The 16,589-nt window shown below is 43.0% G+C and carries 11 protein-coding genes and 4 pseudogenes; 5 read left to right on the top strand and 10 right to left on the bottom strand.

Annotated features, from left to right (window positions below; genetic code table 11):
• Window positions 1-141 precede the first annotated feature (141 nt).
• The 3 genes and pseudogenes from FM037_RS15240 to FM037_RS15230 form a co-directional block, all read right to left on the bottom strand.
• Window positions 142-1,773, bottom strand: a complete 1,632-nt coding sequence (locus tag FM037_RS15240; RefSeq protein ID WP_144046689.1) for a phosphoethanolamine transferase — start codon at window positions 1,771-1,773, stop codon at window positions 142-144.
• Between the two features lie 388 nt (window positions 1,774-2,161).
• Window positions 2,162-2,269: pseudogene (locus tag FM037_RS15235) on the bottom strand (IS6 family transposase); the annotation flags it as partial.
• Between the two features lie 209 nt (window positions 2,270-2,478).
• A complete protein-coding gene (locus FM037_RS15230; RefSeq protein ID WP_144046688.1) occupies window positions 2,479-3,522 on the bottom strand; it encodes a type III polyketide synthase in 1,044 nt (347 codons plus the stop codon).
• Between the two features lie 499 nt (window positions 3,523-4,021).
• Between FM037_RS15230 and FM037_RS29555 the strand changes: the two are divergent.
• The 5 genes and pseudogenes from FM037_RS29555 to FM037_RS15205 form a co-directional block, all read left to right on the top strand.
• Window positions 4,022-4,536 (top strand): annotated as a pseudogene (locus FM037_RS29555) (DDE-type integrase/transposase/recombinase); the annotation flags it as partial.
• 703 nt (window positions 4,537-5,239) lie between these two features.
• Window positions 5,240-5,486, top strand: a pseudogene (locus tag FM037_RS15220) (IS3 family transposase); the annotation flags it as partial.
• Window positions 5,471-6,307, top strand: coding sequence for a TauD/TfdA dioxygenase family protein (locus FM037_RS15215; RefSeq protein ID WP_144046687.1), 837 nt, complete (start codon window positions 5,471-5,473; stop codon window positions 6,305-6,307). The pseudogene FM037_RS15220 and the gene FM037_RS15215, both read left to right, overlap by 16 nt.
• Window positions 6,304-7,800, top strand: a complete 1,497-nt coding sequence (locus FM037_RS15210; RefSeq protein ID WP_144046686.1) for an FAD-binding protein — start codon at window positions 6,304-6,306, stop codon at window positions 7,798-7,800. The genes FM037_RS15215 and FM037_RS15210 overlap by 4 nt, the downstream gene beginning before the upstream one ends.
• Complete coding sequence (locus FM037_RS15205; protein WP_229380903.1) at window positions 7,793-8,854, top strand: L-tyrosine/L-tryptophan isonitrile synthase family protein; 1,062 nt, start codon at window positions 7,793-7,795, stop codon at window positions 8,852-8,854. Before FM037_RS15210 ends, FM037_RS15205 begins: the two co-directional genes overlap by 8 nt.
• A 556-nt stretch (window positions 8,855-9,410) precedes the next feature.
• Here the strand turns inward: FM037_RS15205 and FM037_RS30455 are convergent.
• The 7 genes and pseudogenes from FM037_RS30455 to zwf all read right to left on the bottom strand — a co-directional run bounded on the left by FM037_RS30455 (window position 9,411) and on the right by zwf (window position 16,477).
• A pseudogene (locus FM037_RS30455) lies at window positions 9,411-9,814 on the bottom strand (DDE-type integrase/transposase/recombinase).
• A 172-nt stretch (window positions 9,815-9,986) separates the two neighbouring features.
• Complete coding sequence (locus FM037_RS15195) at window positions 9,987-10,406, bottom strand: MarR family winged helix-turn-helix transcriptional regulator (protein ID WP_144046685.1); 420 nt, start codon at window positions 10,404-10,406, stop codon at window positions 9,987-9,989.
• Between the two features lie 70 nt (window positions 10,407-10,476).
• Window positions 10,477-11,448 (bottom strand): CDF family Co(II)/Ni(II) efflux transporter DmeF, encoded by a 972-nt coding sequence (dmeF, locus tag FM037_RS15190; RefSeq protein WP_144046684.1) that lies wholly within the window; start codon window positions 11,446-11,448, stop codon window positions 10,477-10,479.
• A gap of 353 nt (window positions 11,449-11,801) precedes the next feature.
• On the bottom strand, window positions 11,802-12,443 hold the full coding sequence (locus FM037_RS15185) for a bifunctional 4-hydroxy-2-oxoglutarate aldolase/2-dehydro-3-deoxy-phosphogluconate aldolase (protein WP_144046683.1): 642 nt from the start codon (window positions 12,441-12,443) through the stop codon (window positions 11,802-11,804).
• A gap of 14 nt (window positions 12,444-12,457) precedes the next feature.
• Complete coding sequence (gene edd / locus FM037_RS15180) at window positions 12,458-14,284, bottom strand: phosphogluconate dehydratase (RefSeq protein ID WP_144046682.1); 1,827 nt, start codon at window positions 14,282-14,284, stop codon at window positions 12,458-12,460.
• Window positions 14,285-14,293: 9 nt separating this feature from the next.
• Complete coding sequence (gene pgl / locus FM037_RS15175) at window positions 14,294-14,992, bottom strand: 6-phosphogluconolactonase (protein ID WP_144046681.1); 699 nt, start codon at window positions 14,990-14,992, stop codon at window positions 14,294-14,296.
• A gap of 12 nt (window positions 14,993-15,004) precedes the next feature.
• Window positions 15,005-16,477: a glucose-6-phosphate dehydrogenase gene (gene zwf / locus FM037_RS15170; RefSeq protein WP_144046680.1), complete on the bottom strand. Its 1,473-nt coding sequence runs from the start codon at window positions 16,475-16,477 to the stop codon at window positions 15,005-15,007.
• Window positions 16,478-16,589 lie beyond the last annotated feature (112 nt).

Below are 16,589 nucleotides of genomic sequence, written 5' to 3'. Positions count from 1 at the left end.
CCACCGCCCTGTGAATAATTGTTAGTAGAATTTTATGTGGATCTCATTAGCACAGAGGATCCGTTCACAATTGAGTAAGACTTAATTACTAACAATAAACAAAAAAGAGGATGTTGCCATCCCCTTTTGTTAACTATTTACTTATTTAGGCAGCCTACATGAGCTGAAGATGTCCAATTTTTTGTCGTATATTTCTGATTTTACATTCATTATTCCGAGTAAAGAATCAAAAATATTGTCATGAGAAAAGCCACCGACTCGAGCCTTGGCCTTGAGACATGTCAGGTCTAAGCTATTTTCAGAGGCAAAGTCATCAGAAAACCAGGTCAACATAGGGATCTGTATCTGCTCGTCTGGAGCGATAGCATAAGGTGCGCCATGGAGGTACATGCCTTTTTCACCCAAAGATTCCCCATGGTCCGACACATAGATCATCCCAGTATCAAATCTTTCTTGCTCAGAGATGAGCCTCTCGACGACTTGAGCAACAATATAGTCGGTATAAACAATGGTATTATCATAGGTGTTCATCAATTCTTCATCACTGCAATTTTGGATATCACTTCTTTGGCAATCCGGAATGAACTTTCTGTGTTCCTCTGGATAGCGTAAATAATATGTCGGCCCATGAGAGCCTATGATATGTAATACCAACAAAGAATCCTTGTGCTTAAGCTCTGCCAGTGCTTTATCCAACTCATTCAACAGCACCTGATCCAAACAGAATTGCCCATTACAAAGCTTAGGATCGCTGTCTAGCTTCACCATCAGATGTGGCACCCTATCACATACCCCTTTACAACCACTGTCATTATCGAGCCAAAGCAGCTGTATGCCACCATGCTGTAATACATCCATGACACCGTCTTGCGCCTTGGCTTCCCGGCTATCATAGTCTTTGCGGGTCATATTAGAAAACATACAAGGCACAGAAACTGCGGTAGCCGTCCCACACGACGTTGTATTCATAAATGCTGTCATATCGTACGGCTTTGTGTACGTGTTAGTGGGTTTATCATAACCATAATATTCATAGTTCATCGATCTGGCCGTTTCGCCTAGAACCATCACCACAAGGTTAGGTTTCTTGTTAGTGTCTTGAGTCTCGTTAACCGCATCTAACCCAATCTGCTTATACTCGAGTGGAGTCTGTAGATAGTTAATATTAGTATATTTAGCGATCGAGCCAAGTACATAAGTTGGTATGATGAAACGTTTTAACTCATCGTTATTTCGACCAAAAGACACATAATTTTGGTAATAAAAGAAACCTATGACCCCTATTCCAACCAGCATTAACAACATGAATGCAAATTTGTACAATAGCTCCGTTAACACAGGTTTATACCTGATGTTCAGTTTTAATATCAAGTAGGAAGGCAATAGACCCGTTAACAAGAAGTTGACCACAGAGGAGAAATTAATATAGGTAAATGCCTCGGCAGAATTGGTCTGCACCGTGTTTTCAATCATCCCATAATCGAACACGACACTATATTGCAGCGCCGCGAAAAAGACGCTGGAGGAGAGCAAGGTGATGCCAATAAAGAACGGCTTTAGCAGATATTTAACGCTAAATAATGAGAAGAGAAAACTCAAGGCGAAAATTAAAAACAAAGGGATCGTTGCAATGAACAGAGGGTCGACTTCCCCTTGCTTTTCTATGCCGGTTTGTACGATTCTAAAAAATGGAATGTTAAAAATAGCAACATAGAAAATGGAGATAAATAGGGTAAATTGGATGACAGTTGGATTTTTTAAACGAGTTAGCACACTGATTCTCACTCACTAGATGATAAAAACAAGCATGCAGTTCATAAAAATTGCAAACCTAATGCTTATGCAGCCCTAATACTTTGTGCAAGTCATTGGAGCTAGCTATCAAGGCCGCTCCAAGCTGAACCACAACAAAAATAACATCCAACCCCAAGTGTATTGAAGTGGATCACTGCTTTAGGTCTCGTCGAGATAAGGGCATCGACACTAAGCTAAAACAATAACTAAGTTTAGCTCTAGCGTTGTGAAAAAAATGTGTGTACATATAAATAACACTGTCCACTAAGAAGCGGAGGAGTTTTAACTTAACGAGCAGTGACAGTGTCTAGCAAGGGGTGTTGCAAATAATATTAGGAGGCCGATTTCGCCTGTTGTTTCCGGCTAACTATGTATAAATCACCTCAACATTGAATAACCTATTCATAAAATCGGATCTCTCCCGCACCAAGGAATAATTTTTGTCACCTCGCAGCCAAAATTCACTATGCCACTTCAGACCCAAATAGGCCAACTCTTTACATAATGTGCATATTGTAAAGAGTTAGGGGCGTAGGAATTATATCTGCTGTCTTTCTAGGCACCCGTTCGTAATATTATGATGAGATGGTCTCCTCCCTAATCTACCATAATTGAGTATCGTGAATTTCAGCTGACGGAGGGCCAGCAGCATTCAAATGCTGTACAAAATAGTCTAAGCAACACCTAAACCCATTCACCTGCAGACATTTCAGTGGTAAACCCAGGGCCAAAGGCGACTAAAACCCCTAAACCTCCAACTTTTCTTTGCTTAAAATGCCTTTTTAATACATCAATTACAGCAACACTTGATGTGTTACCAGTATCACGTAAACAGTTTCTTGAATTATCAAGACTACTAGAGTTAAGAGATAAACAACGTTCTACTTCATCCAAAATTCTTTTACCGCCAGTATGAAAAATGTATGAATCCAGCTCATGAGGCTTCTTATCAAAAGAGTCTTCGATAAACTGAACTATTTTAGGTGCAACTTTACTAATTGAATGCATAACATCTTTATCTAATGAAAAATGAAATCCATTGCTGGTTATAGAATACGTGATGTATTCCTCAGAGTTATTCATAAAATGACTTTGGGTATTTGATAATTTAAAGCCACTACCATTATCATCCCCTTTCATGACTACTGCAGCGACGCCATCTCCAAATAACGAATTAGTAATAAAATCTTGAAGTCTGTTGGCTTCGCGGTGGAAACACAAGGATGCTGTTTCTAATGCAACTATAAGAACATTGTTGCTAGAATTCTGTTGGCAATGTTCATAGGCTCTATTAATGGCTGAGGCACCTGCAGCACATCCCATCTGTGCGATTGGCAGTTGAATCGTACTGTTAGATAATTTAAGAGAATTAATCAAATGTGCAGTTAAAGATGGCATCATAAAACCTGTGCATGAGGTCACTATAACCATTGAAATATCTTTAGTAGCTGCCCCTGACTTTTTAATTGCTTGCTGTGAGACTAATGTGGATTGCTTTCGTGCTTCTTCGCTGTAGATAGTGGCTCTTTCACCAAAATCACCCAATTCAATAGTTTTATCTAATGGGAGTATTAAATGTCTTTTTTCTATGGTTGAATTTCTAATCATTCGAAAGGCTTTTTCTTTATTTGGCGTGTCCGGATGTAGTTCATCCAAAAAGAAAATAGTATCTTCATTTGTTATTACATGCTCTGGGTAATACACCATGGGTTCACATAAAATCGTCATAACAAAATCTACCTTATTATTTATACTGTTACAACAAGACAGGTTTAAATCAATTAAACTTTCATCGATCGTAAATTAAAAACCAGCTAATTTAAAAACAACACATTCGAGCAACCATCCCCTCCTTCAGCCGAGATGCACATAGTGATACAATTATATCGAGCGTTCCATAGAATGGTTAATTAGTACAAAATGTATTAATTAACCATTTAAAGTCCATAGTGTTTTCATTATGGAATCCCTTTTACTTTAGAGTTTTAAGGATTGTCTTTTTGTAAATTATTGTGACATTTCAATAATGCTGAGCAATGTGAAATTTTAACCTTGGCCCAACATGAATTTTTGAGGATATCGGATTTTTTGGAGCCTGCTTGTGTCTTGTTGCTGTCAACTACCGTAGTGGAAGTCGTGTGTACTGCGATTGAGTTTGTCATTGCATTACCTCCGAATGTTTGGATATCATTTTGTGTGTTCGCCTGACAGCCAAGACTCATCCTAGCAACTTGATGAAACCTACGTCAAAGTGAAAGACCAATGGTTTTACCTGTACCGAACCATTAATAAGCAAGGTGAAACCTTGAAATTTTATTTTTACAAATAAACAAAATAAACAAAATAAACACTCAGCCTATCGGTTTCTTAAACGTTGATTGAAGCTTTACACGCTTGATAAGCAACCTAACACGCTAAATACAGACAAACATTTCTCTTATACTAATTCCATCGAACGATTTAAAAAAGGGGGAACGTTTACGAGGTGATGTTAAGCAACGGCAAGTAAAGTCACTCAATAATGGTATTGAGAACATGCTCCCATAAAAAATATAATAGGCGCTACAGGGGGCTTTAGAGTGCACAATCGCGCTTGGTCAAGCATTCAAGGTTTTGAGTCATTACGAATGTTAAATAAAGGTCAGTTTTATTTTTTCTACGAAGTGACAAAATTATTCCCTGGTGAGGGAGAAATCAGATTTTATGAATAGGTTATTCAATGTTGAGGTGATTTACACATAGTTAGCCGGAAACAACAGGCGAAATCGGCCTGCTAACATTATTTACAACAACCCCCACCTTTATATTATTAATGTAAATGTTGTTAGATTTAAAAACAAAACAAACTACTTTCATACTTCAGGTAAACTAGGTGTTTTACACATAGTTAGCTGGGAACAACAGATGGAACAGGCCTCCTAATATTATTTACAATACCCCCTACCTTCATATTGCCAATGTAAATATTGTTGGATTTAAAAACAAAACAAACTACTTTCATACTTCAGGTAAACCTTTAGATGACGTTATAACAAAGATTTGTGGATACTTTTTAATAGTACCTTAATAGAATTAAACATTTCCACCAGATGAACGGGCACATTAAAGTTAATGTTACTAATTTAAGAGTATTACGTTACCTAAAATACAACAAACTTGTCGCCACAGGTTAAATCATTGACTTTATTCTTTTAATAGAAAAACGTGAGGATGAAATCGTTAACACTGTTATGCCTGTACTAGTCTAATGAAACCGGACCACTTTAATAAGGAAAATGATCGTCAATCATTAAGGTTAAAATATAATTCAGAAAAGAGCGAACAACAGAAGGACTAACGGTTAAAGAAATTCAGCGATGTTTTAAACGATATATTGTCAGAGAGTTATTTCCGATTATATGCCGAGTTCTAGCTAATTCTCAACGGGTGTTGACATAGAAGTGTCAATGCTGTGGTAGAACGATTCTTTGGAAGTTTTTTGAAGCATGATTAGATATTTAAAGTAGCTCAGCCAACTAGAGCGCATATGAAGCATAAATGTGACTAGTTATATGAAGTATTACAACGTTGAAAGGTTACACACCGCTAACGGAGATAAATCACCTGTTAGCTATGAAAATTCCCTTTTAAAAGTGTCTGGTTATACTTGGCCAGTACAGTCGGAGAACGTTAAACAATGCACTATAACATAACACGTTTAGACCCATTTGGCGTCATGGTTGAACCCATCGCTCAACCTGCTTCGGTTCAAATCATCGATATTGAAGCCCTTCGCGCCTTGTTCAAAATACATCAGCTTGTCTTGCTCAGAGGCTTTGACAGTTTTGCCACCAATGATGATCTCGCCACTTATTGTGAGCAGTGGGGAGATATCAGTATCTGGCCGTTTGGCAAGGTCCTTGAGCTTGTGCAGCAAGATAAACCAGACGATCATATTTTTGACAACAACTATATGCCGATGCACTGGGATGGGATGTATCGTCCACAAGTGCCTGAATACCAGATTTTCCAGTGTGTGTCGGCCCCAGAAACAGGCCATGGCGGTCGGACCACTTTCTCTCATACCGTACTGGCCCTTGAATATGCCAGTGAAACCGAGATTGCACTCTGGGAAAAAATCACGGCAACCTATGAACGAGAGATGGCATTCTATAATAGCCGGACAACCTCGCTAATCATTACTCAACACCCCTATCTCAATCATGCGGTGATTCGCTACAACGAGCCTCATCTTGAAGAGAAAGGCGTTTTTATCAACCCATCGAATATGGCATTTTCCGGCATTACAGAGACAGAATCGCAAGAATTTCATGCCAGCTTGCGTGCTTCACTCTATGACCCCCGATGTTTTTACGCGCATGAATGGCAAACCGGGGATTTGGTCATCTCGGATAATTTCAACCTGCTTCATGGCCGTGAAGCATTTACTTCCAATACCCCGCGTCACTTACGACGCGTGCATATCAATGCCAACCCTGTTTTTGAAAACCCCAACCTAGAGTCTTACCAATGAATCATAAAACCACAGATATTTTAATCATCGGTGCCGGTCCCGTCGGGTTACTGTTGGCTTATCTAGGTCAGCAATGCGGTTTAAATACTCTGGTTCTCGACAAGTCCGCAGAACCCTTGCAAGTGGGTCGTGCTGATGCACTCAATGCCCGAACCCTTCAGTTGATGGAAGTGATCAATGCATTTGATGAGCTCTACCCGCAAGGCAAACCCTGCAATACCAGTTCAGTCTGGGCAAATGGCGCCTTTGTTTCACGCCAAACTGCCTGGTGGGATGTACTTGAGGGCTGTTTCCACAAACATTTCCTGATGCTGGGACAATCTTTCGTCGAACAATTGCTGGACAAACGCCTCACTCAGGCCAACGCCGGAGTGCTTCGCCAAACCGCTGTTGAAGCCATTGAACTGAAAGAGCATGGCTGCAAAACCACTCTCACTAATGGCGATGTGATCACCTCAAGCTACATCATCGGCGCCGATGGCTCACAATCGTATGTCCGTCAACGCTTTGCGGTCCCCTTTGAAATTGTTCGGCCACAAATTGTGTGGGCCGTCTTGGATGGCGTCTTAGAGACAGACTTTGAAAAAGTCCCAGAAATCATTGTATTTCAGGCAGAAACCTCCGATGTGGCCTGGATCCCCAGGGAAGGTAATATTGACCGTTTCTATGTCCGGATGGATACCAATAATTTCACCATGGAAGAAGCGATCGAGAAAATTAATCGTGCCATGCATCCACATACCTTGCGCTTTAAGGACATGGTTTGGTACTCCCAGTTCTCGGTCAAAGAATCGGTGGCAGAGCAGTTCTTCATCCAGAATAGTGTTTTCCTTGCCGGCGATGCCTGCCATATCCATTCTGTGAATGGGGGCCAAGGCATGAATACCGGGCTTGCTGATGCTTTCAATCTGATGTGGAAACTCAACATGGTGATTCAACATGGCGCCCCCCTCAGCCTGTTACAAAGCTATGAGGATGAGCGCCAGCCTGTCGCAATGAGCGTAATTGAAAGCTCAGGGGAACTGGTGCGTTCCACCAAATACTCGGAAACCGGTACCCATGCCCAGGACTACGTCAAAATTATTGAAAAACGAGCTGGTAATATCACCGGTATGGGGGTTCGTTATGGAGAAGCAGGCCTGAACGGTACCCGGATTTATGACTTTGAAATTTACCAAGGGCATCACACTACCCGCCTCTATACACTTCTGGATTACAGCAAATTCACCCTGCTTATCTTTGGTGATGATGAAACTGAATTAACGGTCCCGCCTTACGTGAAAGTGCTTCGGATCGCCGAAAATTCCGGTGCTGAGTTATGGTCAACACAAATTTATTATCGTGACCAGTCGATTCTCGTTCGACCGGATGCCTATATCCATGCACTTGTTCCCAGTGGGCAAGCACAGCAACTAATCCATCAAATGCTATCCACTACATTTCACCCCGTATCAGCCAAAGCTACCAGTATCACAGGACAAAATCATGAATAAGACAGCAATGAAACACGCACCAAAAAGTGACAGTGCCAGTAAAGAAACAGTGAATGAATCCACAGCGCATATTGCACACCGTATCTTACGCCTGATTTTAGAGCAGCGACGTTTACTACCCAATCAGGAACCCGTGAAATTTGAAGCGCAAATTGCGCCCCATCTTGAGAAAGTCCAGACCTTTGTCGATAACCAGCAGCCGATTGTGATGGTATTGCCCGCTTTTCCGGCCAAATCACCTAATCGTAATAAGACGATGAGTCATCTACCGGACAAAGGTGAGTTTTTGGCACTCGAAAATCTGGTCGGCCTGTGTCAGGAGATTGAGAACATCTACGCGCCAGGCGCAAAAGTCATCATTTGTTCGGATGGCCGTGTGTTCGCAGATATTATTCATGTCAAAGATGAACATGTGTCCGACTATGTCCACGAACTCCGCCGCTATGCCATGCACCATTACCCGGACTATTTTGATTTCTTCAACCTCGAAGATGTATTCACCAAAATCGGCGCCTATGATTCCTTGCGGGAAGAGATGATGATCGAGTTTGGGGAAACACTCCAGTCCTTGAGAAAGCATATCAAAGAAGAAAGACAAGCCTCCACCATGTATCTTGGGATAACACGGTTCATGCTGGAAGATTTTTCTGGCATCGACAAGTTGTCCCATCTCAGCCGGACCGCCTTACATAAAATGGCTCGACTCACCGCCTATCGGGTAATTCAGAGAAGTAATGCATGGAGTCGGTTACTCCAAAAACACCTACCATTTGCACTGCGTCTTTCTATTCATCCACAGGAGTTGGTGTCAGAGAAAATCGGGATTTACCTGATTTCAAAAGACGATCAATGGACCACACCCTGGCATGCTGTGCTGGTAAAAGAAAAAGGTCAATTCCGTCTGATGCCTAAAGCGGAGGCCGTAAAGCGTTCATTCATATTGGTCTACGACAACGGGCACCCCAGTCATTTTGAGACCCCTCCTTCCTCCGTCACCGACCCACAAACACCGTATTCTAGATCTCAGAGCACAACTGGCTCTGTTGTAAGGTAAACGTCCTTAAATCGGCATGGTTCAGATAAAGTGAACAGTTTTCAATTCAATAAATGGTAAAAACCTAGACTGAGTCATAGCTACAACCATTTTTTACTTTCATAAAGTGTTCACTCAAAACTACTATTTTTGAACCATGCCAGTTTTATTATCTGTATATGTTTGAAGATATTTACAGCCGTAAAATTGTTGGATATGAAGTCCATGAGCAGGAGTGTGGTGAACTTACCGCACAACTTATGCAGCGAAAGATGCTTTAACCGGGGGTGTTGCAAATAAGATTAGGAGGCCGATTTCACCTGTTATTTCCGGCTAACGATGTGTAAATAACCTCAACATTGAATAACCTATTCATAAAATCGGATCTCTCCCGCACCACGGAATAATTTGTCACCTCGCAGCAAAAAATCAAACAGGCCTTTATTTAGCATTCGTAATGACTCAAAATCTTGAATGCTTGACCAAGCGCGATTGTGCACTTCAAAGCCACCTGTACGCCTATTAGCTTTTTTATAGGAGCATGATCTGATTCAATACCATTATTGAGTGACTTTACTTACCGTTGCTTAACATCACCTCGTAAACCTTCCTCCTTTTTTAGTCGTTCAATGGCATTAGCATAAGAGGAATGTTTGTCTGTATTTAGCGTGTTAAGTTGCTTATCAAGTGTGTAAAGCTTCAAGCAACGTTTAAGAAACCGATAAGCAGCGTGTTTCTTTCGTTTTTGGAAAAGTAAAAATCCAAGGTTTCACCTTGCTTATTAATGGCGCGGTACAGGTAAAACCATTGGCCTTTCACTTTGGCGTAGGATTCATCAAGTTGCCTTGATGAGTCTTTTGGATAAACAGATACCGACAGGGCTTCTACATAGTGCTGGGCTATATTCGATGAACCAGCGATAGAGTGTCGTGCGATGCACGGATATTCCTCGCTCTGATAACATGTCACTGAGGTTGGCATAACTCATTGGAGTGGAGCCATGCCAACCAACAGACCAAAGGAGCACTCAGCAGCAAAATGTTTTCATTTAAATTCAGGGTTGCTCATGGTGTAACTACTCTAGGAAGTAAACGAGTATATTCACCACTATAATCTGTTTTTGCAACAACGCCATCTAGTAAGGGACACAGAACTAAAATTCGGCATTGATACGTTTCATAAAGCTCAGCAACTGTACTCTCTCTGCATCAGAAAATTCAGCCGTAAGCTCTCCCGTAAGTTGCAGATGTAAAGCATCATGCTCTCGATACAGCGCTTGTCCTTTTTGGGTGAGTGCAACTAAAATCGAGCGTCTATCTGACTCGTGGGGCATACGAGTCACCAGATCAGATTTAACCATCTTATCTATTTGTACCGTCAGTGTACCTGTGGTTACCCCTATTTTCTCTGCCAGTTCCTTCATCCTCATAGGACCATGTCCACCTAAGATCTCTACCGTGTGGATCTGTGGCAGACTGTAGCCATTATCTTTCACCACGGCTTGCTCCCATGAAGAAAGTTTCTCATAAAATTCAACCATGACATGATTTAACTGATCTTCAGTAGACTTCATTTGCTTCTCTTAATATGATCGCTGCGAGATGTATGTGCTTATGGCAAACAGCCATAAGCACATATTAACTTTACCCGCTACATTTTGCCTGATGTGAGGTATTAACTTCAATGGTCAAATGATTAAGACGGGTAAACTGACTCAATTTACCTTTGTAAAAAGCGATATCTTTGGGCGCTGTTGTTACTATGGCAATTTCTGCAGCATAGTGATCGGCGCTTATTCGCCATACATGGATATCCGAAATTTTATCTTGAGTATCAGACTCGATAGCCAGGACTATCTCCTGTTTATAGTCAGTTTCAATACTCGCATCTAAGAGTATCGGCGCCGTTTGTTTTAATAACTGCCAGGCCCACCTGGTGATGATAATCGAGCCGACAATCCCCATGATAGGATCAAGCCAGTTTAATCCATAAAATTTACCCAGTAATAGGGCGCCGATGGCGAGTATCGACGTCAATGCATCCGCCAGCACATGAAAATACGCGGCCTTTAAATTATGGTCATGCGTCTGAGTATGTTCATGGGCATCCTCTGCGCTGTGACTATGGGAATGGGCATGCCCATGATCATGTGTATGATGGTCCTTTAATAAGAAAACACTGATCACATTCACGGTAAGCCCAATAATGGCCACCATGATAGCTTCGTTAAAATGAATCTGATGTGGACTGAAAACCCGCATGACAGATTCAACCAACATGATGATCGCCACTAGCCCTAAAGCAATGGCGCTGGTAAATCCACCTAACACACTGACTTTTCCCGTGCCAAAGGAAAATGCTGGGTTATTAGCATGTTTTCTTGCGTAATGATAAGCAAAAAGCGTGATCATGAATGCGGCTGCATGGGTGCCCATATGCCAGCCATCGGCCAGTAATGCCATCGAACCATAAACGGTTCCTGCGGCGATTTCGACGATCATGGTCACAACTGTCAAGTAGAGCACATATCGGGTATTACGCTCTCCGGCATCACTGACCGAAGCAAAGTTGTGTGTGTGTTGCCATTTTTCTGAAGCATGACTTATTTTATTCATCTTAAACCTTAACCAGATGGAAAATTAAATGTAAATAACCGGGTCGATAGCAAACGACTCATCCAGCATGCAACAACCGTTCTGGTGTTAACTTGTACAGATCGAGTGTCCGGCTAGTTACTTTGATTATCAAACATAATAATTTTAATATAGTTTGACCATCAAAGTATATAGATGTGCCCTCTTTTCTTTTAATTTGTGAAGCAGAACAATTTGCCTGTTTCATTAGCTTTAAGCATAAAAAAAGGCTGCCAATTAGGCAGCCTTACATCATTAAATCACACTCCAGGAATGAGTCTTTACCTTATTCCTGCTATAAGCCACCCATTAGTGGCTTATTATCTAGCTAGGCTTTATATACCGCTAATGGCTTCTTTACAGAGTTCGGTAATACGAGCCCAATCCCCCTGCTCCATCGCATCCGTCGGTGCTATCCAGCTGCCACCGATACAATCAACATTCTTAAGCGCTAGGTAATCACGGTAACTGCTCGGTGTGATCCCACCTGTCGGGCAGAAACGAATATCTGCAAGTGGACCAGAGAAGGCCTTGAGGGCATTGACTCCGCCCGATGCTTCGGCTGGGAAAAACTTGAAATTGGTATAACCAAGTGACATACCCACCATCACTTCAGAAATACTGGCAACGCCCGGTATTAAAGGGATACTCCCCGCCATTGCCGCTTTAAGTAAGCTAGGTGTCGCACCGGGTGTGATAACAAATTGGGCACCGGCATCGACAGCTTGCTGTAGTTGTTCTTCATTTAAGATAGTGCCCGCACCGACAAGTGCATCAGGAACTTCTTTAGCAATTTTTGTGATAGCTTCTAGCGCACAAGGCGTACGTAAGGTCACTTCCAGCACACTGATCCCACCGGCAACGAGCGCCTTAGCCAAGGGAACTGCATCTTCTATCTTATTGATCACCATGACAGGAACAATAGGGCTGCGTTTAAAAATATCTTGTGGTTGTAATGACCAGTTATTCTCAGGCATTCTTTACTCTTCCTTTAATAGATTTCATCGATGGCACTGGTGCAGCGAGCACCCGTTTCAGGACTACTTAAATTTGATCTTAATGCACCGAATAATTCTCGGCCCATACCGTAATTCGTTTTACGAAGCTCCACTTTTTCCGCCACGCGCGTCGCTAACTCGGCGTCAGTGACTAATAGAATGAGCTCGCCAGTTAACGCATCGACACGGATCATGTCACCGGATTGCACCTTGGCAATCAAGCCACCATCGAGCGCTTCTGGCGTAAGATGAATGGCTGCTGGGACTTTCCCTGAGGCACCGGACATACGACCATCGGTCAACAGAGCGACCTTAAAGCCACGGTCTTGAAGTGTGCCAAGTATTGGAGTGAGCTTATGTAACTCAGGCATACCGACAGCCTTAGGGCCCTGGCCCTTAACGACAACAACACAGTCTTTGTCAAGATCGCCTGCTTTAAAGATGGCTTCGAGCTTATTTTGATCATCGATAACAACGGCCGGCGCCTCGACAACTCTATGTTGCTCAGATACAGCAGACACCTTGATAACAGCTCGGCCCAAATTACCTTTGAGTAGCTTCAAACCACCGTTGGCCTGGAAAGGTTGATCGACCGAAGTCAATACCTCTGTGTCCAGACTGGTGACTTGACCTTCTACCCACTTGATTTCACCATCAAATAATCTAGGCTCTTGGGTATAACGACGAAGTCCATGACCGGCAACAGTGTCGACATCTTCATGGAGCATCCCGGCATCGAGTAGCTCTTTTATTAAGAAAGCCATACCGCCGGCGGCGTGGAAATGGTTGATGTCAGCATGACCATTTGGATACACACGAGCAACGAGTGGCACAGCGTCTGATAACTCTGAGAAATCATCCCAGTTAATGATGACGCCGGCAGCACGAGCCGCGGCAACAATATGCATGGTCAAGTTAGTCGAACCGCCTGTCGCCAGTAGCGCAACTATACCGTTCACGATGGATTTCTCATTTACAATCTCACCGATAGGTGTGTATTGCGTGCCCATCTCAGTCAGACGACAAACTTGCTTAGCAGCTGTCTTGCTTAACACTTCTCTTAATGGGTCGTCTGGATTAACAAACGATGAGCCAGGTAGCTGCAGTCCCATGACTTCGAGCATCAACTGGTTACTGTTAGCCGTGCCATAGAAAGTACAAGTACCGGCACTGTGGTAAGAGGCCGATTCAGCTTCAAGCAGCGCCGCTCTATCGACGAGCCCTTGAGCAAACTTCTGCCGAATACGCGCCTTCTCTTTATTGGGGATACCCGATTTCATCGGGCCGGCTGGCACGAATAACATAGGTAGATGACCGAAACTGAGCGCGCCGATCAATAAGCCAGGTACGATTTTGTCACATATACCGAGTAACAAGGCACCATCGAACATGTTATGCGACAGGCCTATCGCAGTAGACATGGCAATCACTTCGCGGCTGAGAAGACTGAGCTCCATACCGGGCTGGCCTTGAGTCACACCGTCACACATGGCTGGCACGCCGGCTGCGACCTGAGCCACGCTACCAACTTCGGCGCAAGCTTGCTTCAATAGGTCCGGGTAGGTTTCATAGGGCTGGTGAGCCGAGAGCATGTCATTAAATGACGTAACTATGCCTATGTTAGCCTTAGTTAAGCCTTTAATTGATTGCTTATCATCTGGCTTACAGGCTGCAAATCCATGGGCTAAGTTACCACAGCTCAACGAGCTACGATGGACACCATTTTGTTTTGCTTCATTGAGCGCCGCCAGGTATTTAGCCCGTGACACTTTACTGCGTTCGATAATCCTATCGGTTACAGATTGTACAACTGCGTGCATAATAACTCCTTAAGCGCTCCAGTAAACGTCGACTGGTGTCTTATGTTGTGCCAATACGGCTCGGATTGGCATACTGTTAGCGTCTTCGTTTTCAAGCGCTTGACGATAAACAGATAACTTCTGCTCACCGACGATATGTAGGTATATTTGACGACTGGCCAAGATCGCCGTTTTTGACAGAGACAACCTGGGGTTAGGTGCAGAACCAGGGTTGACCGCCACGCATAACTTCTCAGTCGATAGCGCTTCTTCTATCTCCTTAGAGCATGGGAACCAGGAGCAAGTATGACCGTCATTACCCATCCCCAAAACGACGACATCGAATGGACTCGGGAAATTAGCCAGTTGTTCTATGGCCATTGCACAGCCCTCTTCTGGTGAAGAGAACATATTTTTAAGGCCACGAAATTTGGCGGTGTGGGCCTTATTTTGTAACAGGTGAGTCCTAACAAGCTTCTCGTTAGAAGCATCGGAGTCATTGTCGACCCAACGCTCGTCGGCCAAGGTGATATACACCTCACTCCATTCAACATTTTTATGACTAAGCAGTTGAAAGAGTTTTACCGGGGTCGAGCCACCAGACATAATCAGACTCGCTTTACCTCGAGTATCTACCGCTTCCTGCAGTTGCTTAGCAATACGCTCCGCAAGCTGGTTTTCTAATGATGTTTTATCATCGAATGATTTGAACACACTTTCTTTAATCATGACTAAATCCTCTTACTCATCCCAAGAACGGCCGTCTTTAGCGATCAAAGCAACGGATGCAACAGGACCCCAGCTGCCTGCAGGATAGGGTTTTGGCTTCTCGTTGCTATCTTCCCAAGCTTGAATGATTCCATCGACCCAAGTCCAAGCCTGTTCGACTTCATCACGACGTACAAATAACGCCTGATTACCCAACATAGCTTCGAGTAACAGACGTTCATAGGCATCTGCGATACGCTCATTTTTAAAGGTATCGGAGAAACTTAAATCGAGTTTAGTCGTCTGTAGTCGTTGCTTTTGCTCAAGACCCGGAACTTTATTCATCATCTGAATTTCGACACCTTCATGGGGCTGAAGTCGAATCGTCAATTTATTTGGCGGCAAGTTTCTATAACTTGAGCGATAGAGGTTATGAGGCGGGTTCTTGAAATAGACGACAATTTCAGAACTCTTGGCTGGCATACGTTTACCACTGCGAAGGTAGAATGGTACGCCGGCCCAACGCCAGTTATCGATATCAATCCTTAAGGCAACAAACGTCTCAGCATTGGACTGAGTATTAGCGCCCTCCTCTTCGAGGTATCCGGGAACCGGTGAACCTTGCAAGAATCCGGATGCGTATTGACCACGGACCGTATTCTCATAGATATTATCTGAATTAATAGGACGAAGTGATTTGAGCACTTTCACTTTCTCATCACGTATACTGTCGGCATCTAAGTCTAAAGGAGGATCCATGGCGACCAGTGTCAATACCTGCAACAGATGATTCTGGATCATGTCACGCATCTGTCCCGCCTTATCGAAGTAACCCCAACGACCTTCGATACCTACCTCTTCGGCAACGGTGATCTGTACATGGTCTATGGTACGGTTATCCCATTTCGAGGCAAACAATGAATTGGCAAAACGAAGTGCGATAAGATTCTGAACGGTTTCTTTACCTAGATAGTGATCGATACGATAGATTTGATTTTCATTGAAGAAGGCAGAAACATTGTCGTTGATGACTTTAGAAGATTCGAGATCGTAACCTATGGGTTTTTCTAATACGACACGAGAGTCGGGATAGATCAAGTTTTGCTCATTAAGGCAGCGACAGATATCACCGAAGATTGCGGGTGGCGTCGCAAAATAACTGACCATCACCCTTTTCTCGGGCTCGAGTATGTCATGGAAAGGTTTGTAACCTTCAGACTCAGTAAAGTTAGCCCCTATATAATGGCATCGTAGTAAGAAGCGCTCGACCGTCTCCCCACAAAGATCCTCTTTCACGAAGGTCTTCAGGGCTTTATCGACTAACGCTTTAAATTCTTCTTGAGTAAAGGCATCTTTCGCTACGCCAATGACCTTAGTATCAACATTCAGCAGGCCAGCTTTGTCTAGCTGATATAAAGAGGGAAGTAATTTACGCCGTGCTAAATCACCTTTAGTACCAAACAATACAAAATCACAAGCTTTGGCTTCTGGTGTTGTTATGCCCATAGCTTCTCAATCTCCTATCTCACTGTGTTCAATCGATTCGATATGAATTTCACATATTTGTTGTAATATAACAACAGAAATTGTTAATTGCATCTTAAATTTGCAAATAACA

This window comes from Shewanella psychropiezotolerans, assembly GCF_007197555.1.
GTDB lineage: Bacteria > Pseudomonadota > Gammaproteobacteria > Enterobacterales > Shewanellaceae > Shewanella > Shewanella psychropiezotolerans.
The sequence above is the reverse complement of the archived record's forward strand: the minus strand, read 5'-3'. Positions and strand labels throughout refer to the sequence as shown.